The organism is Desulfotignum balticum DSM 7044 (genome assembly GCF_000421285.1).
Taxonomy (GTDB): domain Bacteria; phylum Desulfobacterota; class Desulfobacteria; order Desulfobacterales; family Desulfobacteraceae; genus Desulfotignum; species Desulfotignum balticum.
In genome coordinates, this window is sequence record NZ_ATWO01000001.1 from 4,414,152 (window position 1) to 4,432,545 (window position 18,394).

Sequence of the window (18,394 nt, forward strand, 5' to 3'; positions counted from 1 at the left end):
ATAATCAAATCACTCAAATATCATTTAGATTCAGACAGTTAACTCAAAAACCAACGATTCAATAATGAATCAGCTCAAAACAAACGGATGAAACATTCTGTGATTTTCTCAATAATTCCTTTACTTATTAACAGGTTATAAATATAATTTTTCACCTGGTACATATTTTGTATTTTAAACAATCAAGGTTAACCCTGTCATGCATACCCAACAAAGGTGTTGATTTATGAAAGAAAAACCGTGGAAACCCTGGTTGCTGCTGTCACCTTCTCTGACAGCCGTTTTTTTACTGCTGGTCATACCGGTTTGTTTTGTGGTGGTATACAGTTTCTGGCTCAGGGCCCCCAGCGGCATGGATATTCCGGCGTTTCAGTTCGGCAATTATGCCAAATTTTTTGCCGATTCCTTTTATCCCGTGATCCTGCTCAATACCATCCGGGTGGCCCTGGAAACCGTGATCATCTGCCTGATCATGGGATATATCCCGGCCTATTTCTTTTACCGCACCGAATCCCGGCTCAAACCCTATCTTATGATTCTGGTGATGCTGCCGTTCTGGATCAGTTTCATCATCCGCACCTTGAGCTGGATCAACATTCTGGGGGATTCCGGACTGATCAACCATTTACTGCTCAAATCCGGACTGATTTCCAGCCCCATTCCCATGCTGTACAATGAAGGGGCTGTGATCATGGGCCTGATCCAGTATCTGCTGCCTTTCATGATTTTAAATATCTATGTGAGTCTGGACGGCATTGACAAAAGTTTGACCGAAGCGGCCAAAAGCTTAGGCTGCACGGAATGGCAGGCATTCAGGGAAATCACCCTGCCCTTGAGTCTGCCCGGGGTGAGTGCCGGGTGTCTTTTGGTGTTCGTGCTGACCTGCGGCACCTATCTGCCGCCCATGATCTTAGGAGGCCCGGGCAATGAAATGATCGCCAACCTGATTTTCAAACGGATCATCGGCACTCTGGACTGGCCGTTCGGATCGGCCATTTCCACCATCCTGCTGCTGTTGCTGGTGCTTATTGTCTATACTTACAACCGGTATATGGGCATTAACCAGATATTCAAATCCCTGAGCAAAGGGTAAGGGGAAGAATTATGAAGAAACTGATTTCCGGCTGGACCCTGATCAAACTGTACACGATTCTGGTGTATGTCTGGATGTTCGCCCCCATTGTGGCCGTGGTGATTCTCGCGTTCAACCCCCAGCAGTTCGGCACCTTTCCCATGGAGGGATTCAGCTTCAAGTGGTTTGTCAAGCTGTCCCAGAATTCCACCATTCTGGATGCGTTCAAAAACTCTCTGGTACTGGGATCTCTGACCGCCATATTTGCTACGGCCATCGGTGTGCCGGCAGCCATGGCATTCATCCGGTATGAATTCAGAGGCAAAGATTTTTTAAATACCATGCTCATCGCTCCTATCATGATTCCGGAAGTGGTGCTGGGTGTGGCCCTGCTGCTGTTCATCCGGTGGCTCCAGCAGCCCAAAAGCTTTGCCATGCTGCTTATCGGTCATGTGGTGCTGACCCTGCCCTATGTCCTGCTCATTGTCCAGGCCCGGCTGGTGGGCATCAAACGTGAATATGAAGAAGCGGCCCTGTCTTTAGGAGCCAGCCCGTTTCAGACATTTAAAGAAATCACGTTTCCCCTGCTGGCGCCCGCCATTTTTGCGGGCATGCTGTTCGCGTTCACCATTTCTTTTGATGATGTCACGGCCACGTTATTCTGGGCAACGGCCCAGAACCAGACTGTGCCGGTCAAAATCTTCAGCATGCTCAGGACATCCATCAGCCCGGAAATCAATGCGCTGGGAGCGGTGATGATTGTGTTGACCGTTTCCATTCCCCTGGCGGCAGGGTATGTGGCCCGGCGTTTTGCCAGGGGAAACACCCCCTGAACATAGAGATTTGGCAGCACCTGACACCGGTCAGTGTGCACCAGGTATTTTAACTTGAGAGACAAAGGAGACGACCATGGCAAAAGACTTGAAAAATCGGCTGGATGATGTGTATCAGAATTATCTGGAGGGAAACATTTCCCGCCGGGATTTTGTGAAGTTCGCCGGCATCGCAGGCGCCGCCTTAGGACTGGCCGGCGGCCCCTTCGGCCTGGTAAGCCGGGCATTTGCCGGTAAAAATTCCATTACCTGCCATTCCTGGGGCGGCACCACCTCAGAGGCCCTGCGTAAATTCGCCTTTGACCCGTTCACCAAAGCCACAGGGATTGAAGTGATCGATGCCGCCTTCACGGGTATGGATGATTTTCTGACCCAGGTCAAAGCATCCTTTCCGCCCGGCGGAGAATTCAATATTGCGCATCTGAGTGCCGTATATGATTATGCCAGATACACGGACTTAGGGTTCGGCGTTGTTCTGGATGAATCCAAGATCCCCAACATGAAAAATGTCATGACCAAAATGACCGACACCCTGCGGGGAATCACCAACGGAACCCTGTCGGCTGTGCCCTACGATCTGGGTCAGACCGGGATTGCCTACAACACCAATGAGATCTCCAAGGCAGATGCGGAAAAACTGGGGGCGTCTCTGCTGTATGAAAAAAGCCTCAAAGGCAAGCTGGGCTCCTGGGGCGGAGACTTCCGGACCAATATGTGGTACGCGGCCCTGCACACCGGCCAGAGCCCCAACAACATCACGGATATCGACGCGATCTGGAAAGTGCTGACCGAACAGCGCAGCCTGATGAAAAAATACTGGGCATCCGGCTCCGAACTCATGAGCCTGCTGGCCAATGGTGAAATCTTTGCCACGGTGGCCTGGTCCGGCCGGGTGGCAGCCCTCCAGGATCAGGGACATCCCATCGGGTATCTGTCTCCGGACGGCACCTATTCCTGGATGGAATACATGTACGTGCTCAAAGGCACGGATCTGGACGTGGCCCAGCAGCTGCTCAACTTCATGCTGGAACCGGATGCGGCCATTGCCGTGGCCCAGGGACAGAAATATCCGCCGGCCCTGGACCCCACCAAAGTGGAAATGCCCGATGACGTGAAAAAACTGCCGGCATTTGATCCCACCGGCAAGCTGAACGGGTATCTGTTTGCGGATCCGGCTTACTGGAACAAGCATCAGATCGAATGGGCGGAAAAATGGGACCGGATCATCGCCGGTGCCTGATTGGCGTAACACAGTATGACACAGCGCTCCCGGCGGCAGAATGCCGCCGGGGACCTGAATTTATCGATAAAAACGGGAGAACACTGGTTTGACACAAGCAAAAGACCCGGCCTTTGTCAGATTCAAGGGCATTGAAAAACGGTTTGGTGATCTGGTGGCGGTTCAGCCCATGGATCTGAATATTCCCGAAGGATCCTTTGTCACCCTGCTGGGCCCTTCCGGCTGCGGGAAAACCACGTTGCTGCGGATGCTGGCCGGCCTGGAGGCCCCGACCCGGGGAGACATCTTTATCAAGGGAAAGCGCATCAACGATACCCCGATCCACAAACGGAATCTGGGCATGATCTTTCAGAACTATGCGCTGTTTCCCCACAAAACGATTTTTGACAATGTGGCGTTCGGCCTGAAGTACCGGGATGTGTCCAAAACCGAAATCAAGGAAAAAGTGGAAAAAGCCCTGGAAACCGTGCGTCTGCCCGGTGTGGGCAACCGGATGCCGTCCCAGCTGTCCGGGGGGCAGCAGCAGCGCATTGCCCTGGCCCGGGCCATTGTGATCGAACCGGACGTGCTGCTCATGGATGAACCCTTGTCCGCCCTGGATGAAAATCTGAGGGAAGACATGCGCCGGGAGATCGATAATCTTCAGATGGAACTGGGGGTGACCACGATTTTTGTCACCCATGACCAGAGAGAAGCGTTGTCCATGTCCGACAAAGTGGTGGTGATGAAAAACGGATTTATTCAGCAGGAAGGGGAACCTGAAGAAGTATATAATAATTCCGTCAACCATTTTGTGGCCGATTTCTTAGGGCATTCCAATTTTCTGGCAGCCCAGGTAAAAACCCGTAAAGACGGCATTTATGAAGTGGAACTGGCCGACGGCAGCATCTGTCTGGCCAGTCCCGTGGGGGATTTTGAAGACGGAGAAAAAGCGGAAATCGTGATCCGGGCACAAAAAATGACCCTGGGCTATCAAACCGATTTTGTGCAGGAAGAGGGGATGAATTATTTTTTCGGCAAAATCAAGGACCGCAGCTATATGGGGGGCGAGGTCAGTTATTTTGTGGAGATTGCCGGCGGACAACTGCTGCATGTGATCAATTTTGTCAAGCGAACCCCGTATCGCCGAAAAGATGAGGTCTATATCCGGGTGGATCCGTTCCACTGCCGATTGTTGAAACAATAACTTAAACCAGACGGTTTTTTCAGGCAAGAACAAAAGAACGGGGACCACTCAACGCCGTTCTCACAGGAGAGTTGCGCATAATATTAAGGAGAAAGAGAATATCCAGTGACCGAACCGTTAAATAAAAGCCCCATCCACGGCAGTTTCATGGGGATCAAAAAGACGCTGGATCCGGAAGCCAGCTACATCATTTTTGAAAACGATTTGACACTGGGCGAAGAATCCATTTTTGATCCGTCTCACATGGCATATACCTATTTTGAAACCCATGGGTTCACCTGGAAAAAGGTGAAGGACGAAACCCTTCAAAGAGAATATCTGGTGGTATGCATCGGGACGGGCAAAGAAGATGAAGTGCTGGGCCAGGTCATGGGATACGGTTTTCCCAGAGAAACGGTCTATTATTTATACAAGGCAAAAGAGGCGTGACATGAAAACAGACAGAAACATATCAGACACCACCCTGGACATCCGGTTCGAATACTCCGGGGAACAAAAATCCGTAACGCTTTCCCAACTGGAGGAAGGCGCCCGGACATTTCTGGAAATTTACGGCAATGCCCAGTTCTGCGGCAAAGAATTTGCCGATATCATCCAACAGGGCAACGGACAGAGCAAATGGGAGAATCTGCTGGCGGCCACGGGATTTGAAGGGTATCCGGAAGATTTCTTTAAAACCGTTCTATCCGCCATCGCCGGAGGCGAAGGCCAGACCCTGGCCCTGAACGGTGTGACCCTGCCCCATATCCTGCTGGTGGCCTTTCTGGAACAGGTGATTCCCGGCCATGGATATGTGTCGGTCAGAAGTACGGAACAGCTCATTTCCCTGACCAACCACAATATTCCGGAAACGGACCGGGACGATATCCAGAAAGTCATTGAAAAATATCCCGTGCGGCTGTCCCGGCATACCATCCGGCAGATGATGGTGTCCAGGGACGTGGCCTACCAGTATCTGCCTTTTGTGGAGGAACTGGACAACATCGGTCATACCAACACCTGGATCGGCCAGTTTCATGACGGACTGCTGGAACAGATGTATCAGAACCGGGTCATCTTTCTGCTCAACATGAGCTGCCCGGTGTACTGCCGGTTCTGCTTCCGGAAACACAAAGATTCCCGGAACGAAAAAAATCCCACACCCAAAGAGGTGATGAAAGCCGTGGACCATGTCCGGTCATCCCCCTCCATCAAGGAGATCGTGATCACGGGCGGCGATCCTTTCTTGAACCGGAAAAACATGGAAGCCACCATTGACGGGCTCAAGGAGGTGGACCATGTTCAGACCCTGCGCCTGGCCACCCGGTCCATTGCCTATTATCCGGACCTGTTTCTGGAAAAAGAAGCGGAATACCTCAAATACATCAAACAGAAAAGTCTGGAACTGAACCGGATCGGCAAACGGATTGAAGTGGCCACCCATTTCATCCATCCGGACGAGGTGTCCCCGGAAAGCCTGGACATTATTTCCGATCTGGTAAAACACGGCATTGCCGTGTATATCCAGACCCCGTTCTTGAGCGACTGCAATGACACCGGACCGGAACTGGTGCGGCTTTTCAGCCTGCTGCGGGGGGCCGGGGCGGAACTGCACTACATCTATATTCCGTGCAGCCCCATCCACGGCAACTCCATTTACTGGAAACCGTTGTCCGACGGAATCGATATTGCCCTGCACCTGCGGGCCCATTTGTCCGACCGGGTCATCCCGCGGATCTGCACGGCCACCCCCATCGGAAAAATGGACTGGTTCTCCAGCGGCTGGGCCGTGGAAAAAGTAGCGGATCAGGATTATTTCGTATGGATCCGCACGCCCTACACCCCGGAATATTTCAAGGCGTTTGCACCGTTGGCCAATTCACTGACCAACATCCGGGTCAACGCAGAAGGCACCATTGACATTCAGTACATGGCAAAAATCGGTAATGACGACTACCTGGTGGGCAACCGGCCCGAAAAAACAGCCCCGGTCAACCCGGAAGCACTGCCCGAAGAAGTGGCCCGGCTCAGAACCGCTCTGGCTGAGACCGACCAGACGGCGGGTTCCGTGGTGGATACGGGTGTGGACGGTGTATCACGCCTGCATGAAACCCGGGTAAACATCCATCCCCGGGCGGGTGAGGCGGAATTTGCCTATATCGCCAAAGATCCCCGGATCACGGATGTGCGGGTCACGGGCGAGGCCCTGGACCACCTGTATGAGATACAAAGGATCGCAAAAAGACTGGCGGCGATTCCCCATGTCAATGCCCTGCGCGTCTGCTCCATGAAACTGGCCACGGATCCCCGGGCTTTCACACGCGCCAGGATCAATTTTCTGGGAGACGTGAACGCACTGTCTGTGGTGACACCCCTGCGGCTGGAAATTGAAACCTGGTTTGTGCTGGTATCGGACCTGACCCCGGATCACACCGTTATCACCCGGCGCCTGAACAGCAAAGGCATCACCATATATGCCAATGTCCCGCTGCTGGGCGGAGTCAACGACAATGACACCCGGATTCATGACCTGGCCTATACCCTGCGCAGTACCGGCATTGAATTCCATCACCTGTATGTGGCCGGCCTGCCGGTCCAGATATCCTGGAACGCGGCCCATCCCATTGATTCCTACGATGTGGTGGATATCGCCACCAAAGTCAGAAGAGAAGGATCCGGCCGCGAGATCCCCCGGTATATCATTGCCACACCTTTAGGAGAAGTGGACTATGGACTGACATCCACCATGATCCGAAAAGGCGATGCCGTGGATGTGAAACTGCGGTGTTATGATCAGGCGTATTATACGTCCCTGGCCCCGGAATTCCAATTTCCGGAAGGGACCGCCATATCGGAAACCGGCCACCCGGTGGTCCCCATGCCCGGGCTGATCAAAACCAATGACTTTGTGGTTTCCTGAAAAAGGACAAAACAGCATGAAATATCCTTATATTGCCTATTGCAAAAATATTGACATCAAACCCGTGTTCAAGGGACTGACCCGTGACCCGCTGATCGTGGATCTGTCTGTGGGATCAAAGGTTTTCAATGCCGTGGACATAACGAACCAGCCGGCGTTTCAACGCTGGCTGGACCAGACCATGCAAAATCAGCACACCTGGGGACTGGCCTCCTACCTGGAGGACCGGGAAACCATCCTGTCCCGATACCCTCAGATGAAGGAGGAACAGCGGTATTTTCACCTGGGACTGGACATTATCGTCCCCCTGGGAACCCCGGCTTGCGCCCCATTGGACAGTGTGGTTCAGGAAAGCGGATATGAAGAAGGCCCGGGCAACTACGGCGGCAATGTGCTGCTGCGTCACGACAGCCCGAAATTCGATACTTTTTACAGCCTGTACGGGCACCTGAACAAAGAAAAACTGCCCGCACCCGGAGACCGGTTTGCCCCGGGAGAGGTGTTTGCCTATATCGGTGATTTCCACGAAAACGGCAACTGGTTTTACCACACCCACCTCCAGGTCATCACGCAAAAAGGCTATGACACCGGCTGGGTATCCAAAGGGTATTGCTCAAAGGAGGATCTGGCAATCATGGACAGCATCTGCCCGTCTCCTTTATCGCTTTTTCGAATTTAACTCACAACCCTACAGCAAAAGCCCCTGGCGGGGTCCTAATGAATAAGGACCCCGCCAGGGGCTTCTTTTATTGGCCGCGTTGTTATTTGCAGTCCCGCTGGCGGATCATGTAATCATTGAGTGCTTCCTGGACAGTCCTTGCGGCAAGCCCGGCACAATGCTGGTCTTTTTCCGGTAATCGGCCGATCGTTTCCAGAACCTTTTCATCTGTAATGTCGGTGAGTTCATCCGGATCTTTTCCCAGCGTCAGTTCAGCAGCAAAGGAACCGCTAATGGCACTGGAGGCGCATCCGTTTGTAACATAGGAGGCGTGAGATACCCGGTTGTCTTTAAACTTTAAAAAAATTTCCATGGTATCGCCGCATTCCCCCGTAACACGGCCATGGCCGTCCGGATTTTCCATCCGGCCGCCGAACTTGGGATTGCGCCACCGGTGGAATCCTTTTTCACCTAAGGCCTGCCTGGCTTCTTCAAAAATTTCGTTCTGGAGATTGTCCAGAAATGCATCCAGTTTATTCATGGTCAGAACGCCTTTCCACAGCAGGTTCCGGGACCTGCGCAACCCGATGCCTGTCCGGGTGCTGCACCGCAGCAGGCCGTATCCCCGGGTCCGGGTGTTCGAAATTTTGCCGGGCCGGACATGGCGGAATGGGCTGACATCTGTTTGCTCAGGTTGGAGCTTCCACAGGCCGTGCATTTCGGTTCGTCCCCCGTGCCGATCATGAGCAGTTCACAGGTCTTGCCGCAGTCATTGCATAGAAAATCAAACAAAGGCATGAGATCACTCCTTTAACCGTCAGGCAAAAATATTATCCGGTTTATAGGGGTGGGCCCCTTCAATCACCTCCACACCGGCTTTGGCTTTTATTTTTTTGACAATCACCTCTTTGTGGGGACAATGGTCCATGATGCACGGGCCGATATGGATTTTGGTGACTTTTTCTCCCATGGGGGCATTCCAGAGGTTCACCTGGGCCAGGCGCGTGACAATGGTCGCTCCCGGACAGTCCCCGCAGTTCAGCAACCCGGTGACTTCAGCATCCGTGTCTTTGTATACACTGAATTCACCCTCTTTTCTGTTGAATCCCACCAGACATCTGCTGCATCCGATGCAGACATCATCCATGGCTTTTTTACACCCGACAATCAATATTTTTTCCATATGGTCTCCTTTCATCCGGTTCCGTTTCTCTTGTTCATTGTTCGTTCAACAGCCATTGATTGCTGCCGACGGTTTATTTGTATTGCTGAATTGCAAACCATATGCCAGCTTAACTTGTAAATAAAAATACTTTTGAATCCATATAATTTGAGGCAGTTAAAGAAAAAGCGGTTGACGGGATGGTTGTTTTGCGGGACCCGGAATCGCAGCAATGCGACCCTGTTGCTCGCCCGAGGGCTTTTGTGGGGATCCATTTATTTTGTATCTGGCTGGTGGAAGGAAACTCAGGCAAAAACAGATCATTTTTTGTTTGCAAATTCAATACAGACACCTTATTAAGGCACATTGGTAAAATCGATTTATTCGATGAAGGCCGGCTGGCTGATGGAGAAAAAAAATGAAAGTAACCGTATGTGAACTGCCGGACAACTGGACACAGGATGACACCTTCTGGAATGCGTTGATCCATCATCTGGCATCGGCAAAATCCGACTTGCTGGTGCTGCCGGAAATGCCGTTTTATTCCTGGATCACCCGGTCCGAAAACATCGACTTTGCGGTGTGGGATAAATCAGTGTCTGCCCACGACGTCTGGATCGAACGTCTGGAAGAACTGCCGGTCCCCATGGTGGCCCTGTCCCGGCCGGTGACACTGGATGAGTGCCGGTTGAACCAGGGCATTATCTGGACCCGGAAAGACGGGGTGCTGCCCTGCCATGAGAAATATTATCTGCCTGACGAGCCCGGTTATTTTGAAGCCGCCTGGTACCATCGGGGAAACGGCCGATTCCAGGCGGCCCGGGTGGACGGGATGACCATCGGGTTCATGATCTGTACGGACCTGTGGTTCACGGACCGGGCCAGAGAATACAAAACCCAGCAGGTGGATATCCTGATCTGTCCCCGGGCCACACCGGCGTCCACACACGATATCTGGGTGCCGGGAGGCCGGGCCGCCGCCATCGTGGCCGGGGCGTTCTGCCTGTCCTCCAACTTCAACGGCCCCAATGTGCCGGGAGAGGATTTCGGCGGGACCGGCTGGATCATCGAACCGGAAAGAGGAGCGGTGCAGGGACTGACCGACCCGCAGCAGTGGATACTCACCCGGGATATCGATCTATCCCAAGCCAGGGCCGCCAAACAGACCTATCCCCGGTATGTCAAAGAATAAAAAAGATCGCCCAATAAAATATTTTCAGCTGACGTATGCCGGACGTAATGATAAAAAGGAGATATGCGCCGAATCCTTGTCATTCTATTTTTGTCGTTAATTACCGGTTTCATGGGGGTATCCGCCTTTAGGGCTGTTGAATCCTATGCAACGGCCCGGGTGGATGCCCTGCTGAAACAGCAGGTGAACCAGGTGGCCCGGGTTGCGGACATTTCATGGGAAACCGTCCGGATCATGCCCCTGCACCTGGGGGTCGTCCTGGGCCGAACCCGGATCCAAACCCCTCTGGGGCACCGTGTTGGCATCCGCCGAATTTTTCTGTCCGCTAGCATCAACCAAAGGCTGAATCTGGAGTATATCCGTATCCGCATGCAGGCGATCCGGTTTTTCGAAATCCCGGGATACGAACCGGACCCGAATGCTTCATTCCCGGATCTTTACGATATGAACGCCCGGATGACTGCCGAAATTGCCTATGACCCGACCCGGCACCAACTGGTTGTCAGGCATCTGGATTTAAACGAAAAGAACTACGGCCACTTGCGTCTTTGCCTGGAAATTGACCGGTTCAATCCCAAAGAGGTCACGGACCTGCGGTTTGAACCGCTGATTATCCGGCAGATGAATCTGGAATACCAGGATGAAACACTGCTGAAACGGCTGATAGCCGGTGATTCAAAACATCTCCTGGATTTCAGACAATTCATGACCCAGGCCGCCCAACTGGAAATAAACGCGGCTGAAGAACAAGGGGATTTAAAACGGGCAGCGGCCCTGTCCGGTTTGCAGGATTTTTTTAAAGCCCCGGGCCGGCTGAACATCATCCTGCGGCTGGACCGGCCCGTGACGATCTCCCGCATTCTGAACGCCCGGCGGATATCCAGGCTTCTGGACCTGGTGACCTGTCATTTTACCAATGCTTAACCGTTTTTTCATTCCCTGGTTTATCGGCGCAAGCCTGTTTATCGCAGCCGGAAAACTTTGTTTTGCCGCGCCGCCGGACGTGGGCGCAGCTCTGGACAAATTCACGGATTACCGGCCGCCGCTTACCACAACGGTCTATGACAAAGACGGCCGGGTCCTGGCCTACTTTTTCAGACAGAACCGGTTTCCAATAGTCATGGACCAGTTGCCCTCCTATTTGAAACAGGCATTTATCGCTACAGAAGACAGTGCGTTTTACATCCATGACGGGGTGGATCCCAAGGCAGTTTTCCGGTCTTTTTCAAACAATGTCAGAACAGGAACGCGGCAACAGGGCGGCTCCACCATCACCCAGCAGCTGGTAAAAACGATGGTTCTTTCCAGTGACAAAACCTATTTCCGCAAAATCGAGGAAGCGGTCCTGGCCTGTCAACTGGAAAAACGGCTTTCCAAGGAACAGATTCTTTCCATCTATCTCAATGAAATTTACATGGGTGCCGGTGCCTACGGGGTGGAAGCCGCAGCCCGGACCTATTTTAACAAGCCGGCCCATGCCCTTTCCCTGGCAGAAGCCGCCCTGCTGGCCGGTCTGCCCAAAGCCCCGTCCCGGCTCAACCCGCATCAGGCCCCGGACAAGGCCAAAGAACGGCAGCGCTATGTTTTGGACCGCATGCTGGCCGATCATTTCATCACGACCCAACAGCACCGGCAGGCCTGGGAAGAACACCTGATTTACATGCGCATGCCCGATCCCACCTGGAAAACAGGATCCTATTATCTGGCAGAGGTGCAGCGGTGGCTGCGGACGCATCTCAGCAGAGAACACCTGAACCCGCAAGGCATTTTCCTGTCCCAATATGGAAAAGATGCCCTGTATGAAGGCGGGCTCCACATTTATACGGCCTTTGATCCTGTCTTCCACCAGGCGGCCAGAGACGCTCTGGCCCAGGGGTTGACACAACTTGCGCCGGACCGGGACCGCAACCGGCCCCGGCTTCAGGGTGCCCTGTTCTCCATGGACCTCCATTCCGGGGAGGTCAAAGCTCTGATAGGCGGGGATGACTACCATTACACCCAGTTCAACCGCGCCACCCAGGCACGGCGCCAGTCCGGCTCTCTTTTTAAACCCATCGTGTTTTCAACGGCCCTGGCCCATGGCTATACAGCCGCATCTCCGGTCATGGATGCCCCTTTTTCCATATATCTTTCAGCCACGGATGAAATATGGGCGCCGCAAAATGTTTCCGGAGAATTTACCGGCCCCACGCTCCTGTGCACGGCCCTGGCCCGGTCCATTAACGTGGTGGCGGCACGGGTGGCCCTCCAGGTGGGTATCCCAAAGGTCATTGCCCAGGCACGGCAGATGGGCATAACGTCGTATCTCCCCCAGGTGCCTTCCATCAGCCTGGGGGCCGGGGAAACCACCCTGATGGAAATGGTCCGGGCCTATTCCGCCTTTCCCAGGGGCGGCGCCATCATCCAACCCCGGATGGTGCTCTCCGTTTATGACCGGGACGGGCAACGGATTCTCCACAATCGGGTTCAGACAAAACAGGCCATGTCCCCTCAGACCGCCTATATCATGACCGATATGCTCAAACAATGCGTGGAAAGGGGAACGGGCCGGCGCGCACGGATCAAGGGACTGCCTGTGGCCGGGAAAACCGGCACCAGCAACGGCATACGGGACGCATGGTTCGTGGGGTTTACCCCCAACCTGCTGACAGGGGTTTTCATGGGGTTTGACGATGGCAGCCCCATGGGGGAACAAGGCTTCGGCGGCAGGGCTGCCGCACCTGTCTGGGCGGCCTATCACGGGGCAGTGGCGGATCGTTACAAATCAAAAGAGTTTGAAATTCCAGAAAACATTGTGTTTGGCACCGTTTCCCATGAGGGAACCTTTATGGGACCGGGCTGGCGGGAAAACGGGATCACGCTGGCGTTTGAAAAAGGGACAGAGCCGAAATACGTCCCACCCTCCCATGCATGGCCGCCAGGGTTATACCCGGATCTGTCGGATTAGGTCCGGGCATCGGCGGCTATCATCAAATCCATATTCCTGGCAATCGTGTCAATAGTTCTGGTCGGCGTATTCCACCCACCCGCCGGCTTTGACCAGGGCTTTTTCAAATCCGGACAGGGTAAAGGGGATGGTCCAGGTATCCGGACCTGCGGTTGCAGTGATTTCTCCGGCATCCACATCTACTGATATGTGAACAGGGGATGGGCCGGCTGCGTCACACAGGCGGTCGATCTGTTTTGTGTCCAGGGTGATGGCCAGCATGCCGCAGTTGAACATGTTCTGATAAAAAATTCGGGCAAAACTTTCGGCGATAACCACGCGGATGCCGTTGGCTTCCAGGGCCCAGGGCGCGTGTTCCCGGGAGGAACCGCACCCGAAATTTTCTCTTGTCACCAGCACATTGATGCCCGCCAGGTCTTTTTGCGGGTCAAATCCTGCCAGGTCCAGGTCTTCCATGAGATGAGGCCCCAGGACGTTCTTGTCGATTTCCGTCAGATACCGGGCCGGAATGATTTCATCCGTGTTGATGTCCGCCCGGTCCAGACACAGGGCCGTTCCGCTGAATGTGGTCATATTATGCTCCTGATAAATTCGTCTAAGCCGGTTGGGCAAACAAAGGTGAATTGGCAATGATGCCGGCCAGGGCCGTGGCCGCTGCCGTGGCCGGGCTCATGAGGTGGACCATGCCGCCTTTGCCCATGCGGCCGTTGAAATTACGATTGGTGGTGGCGGCTGCCACCTCGCCGGATGCCAGCACCCCGTTGCTCATGCCCAGACAGGCCCCGCAGGTGGGATTGGTGACACAGAATCCGGCATCCATGAAAATCTTGATCAGCCCCTCGTCCATGGCTTTGGAAAACACGTCCGCCGTGGCCGGGGAAACGATGGCCCGGATCGTTTCGGCGATTTTTTTCCCCTTCACCACCTGGGCCGCCACCCGCAGATCTTCAATGCGGCCGTTGGTGCAGGAACCGATATACACCTGATCCACCCGTGTGCCCGCCATGTCGGACACGGGTTTGACTTGATCCGGCTTGTACCCGAAGGTGGTCAGCGGAACCAGATCCGTGACATCGATGGTTTCTTGACCGGCGTACACGGCATCGTCATCCGGGAGATACCGGGAAAAATCGGCCAGGACCGCGTCGCGATCCGGATATTCATCCTTGATAAAGGGCCACAGATACTCCACTGTCACGGCATCCGGCCGGCAGATGCCTGACGTGGCCCCCGCTTCCACGGCCATGTTGGACAGGGTCATGCGGGATTCCATGGACATGGCATCCACCACGGGGCCGCAGAACTCGATCACCTGGTTGGTGGCACCGTTCACGGTGATCCGGCGGATCACCTCCAGGATCACGTCCTTGGCAAACACCCCGGGCTGAAGGTGTCCGAAAATTTCAATTTTCAAGGTGTCCGGTTTTTTGAATGCACACACTCCTTTGAGAATCCCCACTTCCAGGTCCGTGGTGCCCACGCCGGCGGCAAATGCGCCGAACGCCCCATGGGTGCAGGTGTGGGAATCTCCCATGATAATGACAAACCCCGGACGGACAAATCCTTTTTCCGGAAACAGGGCATGGCAGACCCCGTTGCGGCCGATATCAAAAAAGTCGGTAATTTTATGGCGCCTTGCCCAGTCCCGCAGCACCTTGCCCTGCAGGGCCGTCTTGGCGTCCTTGGCCGGGGTCACGTGATCGATAACCGCCTTGATTTTATCCGGATCAAACACCCGGTCCTTGCCCCGGGCCACCAGATCCTGAATCGCGGTGGGGGTGGTGATTTCATGGCAGAACACCCGGTCCAGGCGCAGCACGGTCACACCGTCAAACGGCTGGTCCACCCGATGATCATCAAAAATTTTTTCTGCAATCGTCTTGCCCATGGCCTTCTCCTGATTCAGGTTGTTTTTTCTCCGAAATAATCTTCACCATCTGCCGGTGTCACCACCCAGTAGGCCTGAAAAAGCGTGTCCGAGGTGTTGCGGATCAGATGAGGAATCTGGGAAAAGAAAGACACGGAGTCCCCGGCCTCGATCCGGTGTTCTTCATCCCCGTAAATCAGCCGGGCTGTGCCGGAAATGATGATACCCAGTTCTCTGCCCAGATGGCCGTCTTCCGCATCTCCCCGCTCCTGGCCCGGTGCCAGTTCCAGAAAAAACGCGTTAAAGGAATGGTTGCCTCTGGTCTGGCTTTCCCCGCACAGTTTTTCATAGGAAAATCCCTTGCGTTTATAGATTTTCCGCTCATTTTTCCGGATGATCTCCACCTGGGACTGGGTTTCATAGTCTTTGAAGAATTTATCCGGTGATACGCCGTAGACCTCCAGCAGCTGCAGCAAGGTATCCAGAGAAGGGGAGATCCGGTTCCGTTCGATCTGGGACAGCAGGCTGGAGCTGATGCCGGCCTTGGCTGCCACATCCTTGATGGTAAAATTCCGGGTGTTTCGAATGGCCCGTAACAACGCGCCCAGTTTTGTTTTCATAATGTTATGTGTCAGATAAATAAAATGGTTCAATATTCAGTATAATTAAGGTTAATTAAACTATACTAAAATAAAGACCCTGTCAATCCGATTTCTCCAACACTTTCAGCCCATGGGGCTCAAACTGAGTCAGCATCTGGATAAAATCCGGGACCCGGTGTTTTTCCACAAGAATGTCATGAACGATCCATTCCTTGTAATCCGTGTCCACAATACTGGCATTGAACTGCCGGACCTGGTTCAACAGCGGGTCATTGCAGTCATACGGCACCTGAACCCGCACTAGTTTTGCCTGGATCAGCCGGACTTTTTTAGCCGCTCCCAGGGCTGCCTCCACGGATTCGGAATAGGCCTGGATCAATCCCCGGATACCCAGCTTCACCCCGCCGTACTGCCGGGTCACCACGGCTGCCACCTGGGTCATGCGGTGGGAGGTCAGCACATTGAGCATGGGTTTGCCGGCCGTGCCGGAGGGTTCGCCGGCATCGGAACAGTGACAGGTCTGTCCCGCATCCCCCACAATATAGGCCCAGCAATTGTGGGTCGCGGTTTTGTTGTCCCTGGAAACCGCGGTAATAAACGCTTTGGCCGCATCAATGGTTCCGGCATGGGTCAGACGGCAGGTGAATGTGGACCGTTTGATTTTGAGCTGGGCTGTGACTATCTGATCACGGGTGGATCGGGCAATGGAATAAAATGGATCGGTTTGGGTCATTGGGTTATCTGCCTTGAAAATATTATCTGTATGCTTTATACCATGACGGGTGTGACATTGTGTGACAAAAAATAAAAATCATCCCTACAGTGAACAGGATTTTTCCATGAGAATTGTGACCCGGCCCGATTTTGACGGCATTGTGTGTGCTGTTCTGCTGCGCCAAGCGCTGGATATCGACACCCCCATCTACTGGGTGGAACCCAATGACGTGCAGAAAAAAACCGCCCATATACAGCAAGGCGATATTCTTGCCAACCTGCCTTATGATTCCCGGTGTTCCATGTGGTTTGACCATCATATATCCAACCGGCCGGATCATGACTTTGAGGGGGCCTTTGCCGTGGCCCCGTCCGCTGCCGGTGTGATTCATCAGCACTACAAGGCATCCGGGCACCTGGATGACCGGTTCGATGATCTGGTGTATCACACGGATATCATCGACTCCGCGGATCTTACAAAAGACCAGGTCCTGCACCCGGAAAATTATCCCCATATCCTGGTGTCCATGACCATCCAGAACCGGGACGGCCAGGACGCTTTCTACTGGGACCGCCTGGTGGAGCTGTTCCGGACCCGGTCCATGGATGCGGTCATGGCAGATCCTGACGTTAAAGCCCGGTGTGAGGAAGTCATCCGCCAGAACCGGGACTATGAAGGATATCTGACAACATATACCCGGGTGGCCGGTCCGGTCAGTGTGACTGATTTCAGGAACCTGGACCCGGTCCCGTCGGGCAACCGGTTCCTGGTGTACTGCCTGTTTCCCGAGACCCTGGCCAGCGTCAAGATCCGTTACAGGGATGCCGGAAAAACCCATGTGCTGGTGAGCATCGGCCACAATATTTTCAACCGCGGCTGCCAGGTCAATTCAGGCCATCTGCTGGCCCGGTACGGCGGCGGGGGCCATAAAGGGGCCGGCGGCTGTACCCTGGAAGCTGCCGGGGCCCAGGAAAAAATCGATGAAATGATCTCCGTCCTTAAAGCCAATGAACCGATATAGCCTATGCCAGTTTTTCTTTCACGCTGTTGACCTTGTCCGCCATGGTCTGTTCCCGGTCCGTCCGGGTGCCGGCCTTGATGGTGGTGGTGATGCGCGGGGCACCCATGGCATGAATTCTTTCATGACATTGTTTCACCGCTGCAAACACCTCGTCCCACTCGCCTTCGATATTGGTGCCGTAAGCATGCAGCTCACAGGACAGCCCGGCCGCTTTGATGATCTCGTGACAGGCCGCCACATATTTGGATACGGACAACCCCACACCCAGGGGCACCACACACAGATCAATGATCACGTTCATATTCACTCCTTGTCATATTGAGTTAACCCTTTGTACACGTTTGCCGCACGGAAAAAAAGGGAATATTGTGTCAGACCAGGGCTACATGGATTTGTCTTCCAACAACTTTAGCAAATTTCTCAAGGGTAGATAAACGAATATCCTTGGCATGATTTTCCATTCTTGAAATAACAGATTTTGTTGTGTTTAATTCCTTAGCAATTTGTTCTTGAGTCATTCCAGCATCAATTCGGGCTTGTTTTAAAAGAATGCCAAGTTTAAATGTCTCAAATTTTTCTTCATAGTTTTTCCAAAACTCAGGGTCTTGGGCCATTCTATTATTTTTATATTGTTGAAGGTCGCTCATCCTTGCCTCCTTTGCAAAAAATATTCTTTCTTTCTCTTTTCAGCTTTTTTGATTTCTTTTTGCTGAACTCTTGCTTCCCATATGTTGTCAGTGGCCTCCAGTTTTTTAAAAAATTTGCGAGGTACCATATTAAGCTGTTCGATCAAATCAAGAACGAAAAAAATCTTTTCAACCTGTTTTTGGGAAAGTGAATCAAGATAGTCCTCAATAGGACACTTCCCATTATTCAAACGATAGAAAATTATTTTTCTCATGCAATCAAGTTAGCACATATGCGAACATACAGCAAGGTGAAATTGTTCTTCAGAGCAAAAAAATACAGGGCATAGGTGTTGAAAAAACCGGAATCACAG

At 53.2% G+C, this 18,394-nt stretch carries 21 protein-coding genes; 11 read left to right on the forward strand and 10 right to left on the reverse strand.

Annotation, left to right across the window (positions count from 1 at the left end):
* Positions 1 to 226 precede the first annotated feature (226 nt).
* The 7 genes from K365_RS0122070 (at position 227) to K365_RS26900 (ending at position 7,909) form a co-directional block, all read left to right on the forward strand.
* Positions 227 to 1,093, forward strand: coding sequence for an ABC transporter permease (locus tag K365_RS0122070; RefSeq protein ID WP_024336340.1), 867 nt, complete (start codon positions 227 to 229; stop codon positions 1,091 to 1,093).
* Between the two features lie 11 nt (positions 1,094 to 1,104).
* Positions 1,105 to 1,905 (forward strand): ABC transporter permease, encoded by an 801-nt coding sequence (locus K365_RS0122075; protein WP_006967708.1) that lies wholly within the window; start codon positions 1,105 to 1,107, stop codon positions 1,903 to 1,905.
* Positions 1,906 to 1,981: 76 nt separating this feature from the next.
* Positions 1,982 to 3,145 carry an extracellular solute-binding protein gene (locus K365_RS0122080; RefSeq protein WP_024336341.1) on the forward strand — a complete coding sequence of 388 codons (1,164 nt, stop codon included), beginning with the start codon at positions 1,982 to 1,984 and terminating at the stop codon, positions 3,143 to 3,145.
* 88 nt (positions 3,146 to 3,233) lie between these two features.
* On the forward strand, positions 3,234 to 4,331 hold the full coding sequence (locus K365_RS0122085; RefSeq protein ID WP_024336342.1) for an ABC transporter ATP-binding protein: 1,098 nt from the start codon (positions 3,234 to 3,236) through the stop codon (positions 4,329 to 4,331).
* 105 nt (positions 4,332 to 4,436) lie between these two features.
* A complete protein-coding gene (locus K365_RS0122090; protein ID WP_006967711.1) occupies positions 4,437 to 4,760 on the forward strand; it encodes a hypothetical protein in 324 nt (107 codons plus the stop codon).
* A 1-nt stretch (position 4,761) separates the two neighbouring features.
* Positions 4,762 to 7,230, forward strand: coding sequence for a radical SAM protein (locus K365_RS0122095; RefSeq protein ID WP_024336343.1), 2,469 nt, complete (start codon positions 4,762 to 4,764; stop codon positions 7,228 to 7,230).
* Positions 7,231 to 7,246: 16 nt separating this feature from the next.
* A complete protein-coding gene (locus K365_RS26900) occupies positions 7,247 to 7,909 on the forward strand; it encodes a peptidoglycan DD-metalloendopeptidase family protein (RefSeq protein WP_024336344.1) in 663 nt (220 codons plus the stop codon).
* Positions 7,910 to 7,991: 82 nt separating this feature from the next.
* On the opposite strand, the gene K365_RS0122105 is transcribed toward K365_RS26900, so the two are convergent.
* Genes K365_RS0122105 through K365_RS0122115 form a run of 3 tightly spaced genes read right to left on the reverse strand, consistent with a single transcriptional unit; the run spans position 7,992 to position 9,071 of the window.
* Positions 7,992 to 8,429 (reverse strand): iron-sulfur cluster assembly scaffold protein, encoded by a 438-nt coding sequence (locus tag K365_RS0122105; protein ID WP_024336345.1) that lies wholly within the window; start codon positions 8,427 to 8,429, stop codon positions 7,992 to 7,994.
* 2 nt (positions 8,430 to 8,431) lie between these two features.
* Entirely contained in the window at positions 8,432 to 8,686 is a 255-nt protein-coding gene (locus K365_RS0122110) for an FmdB family zinc ribbon protein (protein WP_024336346.1), read from the reverse strand.
* A 19-nt stretch (positions 8,687 to 8,705) separates the two neighbouring features.
* Positions 8,706 to 9,071 carry a CGGC domain-containing protein gene (locus tag K365_RS0122115; RefSeq protein ID WP_024336347.1) on the reverse strand — a complete coding sequence of 122 codons (366 nt, stop codon included), beginning with the start codon at positions 9,069 to 9,071 and terminating at the stop codon, positions 8,706 to 8,708.
* A gap of 397 nt (positions 9,072 to 9,468) precedes the next feature.
* On the opposite strand from K365_RS0122115, the gene K365_RS0122125 reads away from it, so the two are divergent.
* From K365_RS0122125 to K365_RS0122135, 3 genes are all read left to right on the forward strand, one after another.
* Complete coding sequence (locus K365_RS0122125; protein WP_024336348.1) at positions 9,469 to 10,242, forward strand: carbon-nitrogen hydrolase family protein; 774 nt, start codon at positions 9,469 to 9,471, stop codon at positions 10,240 to 10,242.
* A gap of 63 nt (positions 10,243 to 10,305) precedes the next feature.
* Complete coding sequence (locus K365_RS0122130; protein WP_024336349.1) at positions 10,306 to 11,166, forward strand: aq_1923 C-terminal domain; 861 nt, start codon at positions 10,306 to 10,308, stop codon at positions 11,164 to 11,166.
* Positions 11,159 to 13,189 (forward strand): penicillin-binding protein 1A, encoded by a 2,031-nt coding sequence (locus K365_RS0122135; RefSeq protein ID WP_024336350.1) that lies wholly within the window; start codon positions 11,159 to 11,161, stop codon positions 13,187 to 13,189. The genes K365_RS0122130 and K365_RS0122135 overlap by 8 nt, the downstream gene beginning before the upstream one ends.
* Positions 13,190 to 13,237: 48 nt before the next feature.
* On the opposite strand, the gene leuD is transcribed toward K365_RS0122135, so the two are convergent.
* From leuD to K365_RS0122155, 4 genes are all read right to left on the reverse strand, one after another.
* Positions 13,238 to 13,762 (reverse strand): 3-isopropylmalate dehydratase small subunit, encoded by a 525-nt coding sequence (leuD, locus tag K365_RS0122140; RefSeq protein WP_024336351.1) that lies wholly within the window; start codon positions 13,760 to 13,762, stop codon positions 13,238 to 13,240.
* A 22-nt stretch (positions 13,763 to 13,784) separates the two neighbouring features.
* Positions 13,785 to 15,077, reverse strand: coding sequence for a 3-isopropylmalate dehydratase large subunit (locus K365_RS0122145; protein WP_024336352.1), 1,293 nt, complete (start codon positions 15,075 to 15,077; stop codon positions 13,785 to 13,787).
* Between the two features lie 14 nt (positions 15,078 to 15,091).
* Positions 15,092 to 15,676, reverse strand: a complete 585-nt coding sequence (locus K365_RS0122150; protein WP_006967722.1) for a helix-turn-helix domain-containing protein — start codon at positions 15,674 to 15,676, stop codon at positions 15,092 to 15,094.
* Between the two features lie 82 nt (positions 15,677 to 15,758).
* A complete protein-coding gene (locus K365_RS0122155; protein ID WP_024336353.1) occupies positions 15,759 to 16,391 on the reverse strand; it encodes an IMPACT family protein in 633 nt (210 codons plus the stop codon).
* A 106-nt stretch (positions 16,392 to 16,497) separates the two neighbouring features.
* Between K365_RS0122155 and K365_RS0122160 the strand changes: the two genes are divergently transcribed.
* Entirely contained in the window at positions 16,498 to 17,394 is an 897-nt protein-coding gene (locus tag K365_RS0122160; protein WP_024336354.1) for a hypothetical protein, read from the forward strand.
* Position 17,395: 1 nt separating this feature from the next.
* On the opposite strand, the gene K365_RS0122165 is transcribed toward K365_RS0122160, so the two are convergent.
* The 3 genes from K365_RS0122165 to K365_RS0122175 form a co-directional block, all read right to left on the reverse strand.
* A complete protein-coding gene (locus K365_RS0122165; protein ID WP_006967725.1) occupies positions 17,396 to 17,695 on the reverse strand; it encodes an MTH1187 family thiamine-binding protein in 300 nt (99 codons plus the stop codon).
* Between the two features lie 70 nt (positions 17,696 to 17,765).
* Entirely contained in the window at positions 17,766 to 18,041 is a 276-nt protein-coding gene (locus K365_RS0122170) for a helix-turn-helix domain-containing protein (RefSeq protein WP_024336355.1), read from the reverse strand.
* Complete coding sequence (locus tag K365_RS0122175) at positions 18,038 to 18,295, reverse strand: type II toxin-antitoxin system RelE/ParE family toxin (protein ID WP_024336356.1); 258 nt, start codon at positions 18,293 to 18,295, stop codon at positions 18,038 to 18,040. Before K365_RS0122175 ends, K365_RS0122170 begins: the two co-directional genes overlap by 4 nt.
* Positions 18,296 to 18,394: the final 99 nt, after the last annotated feature.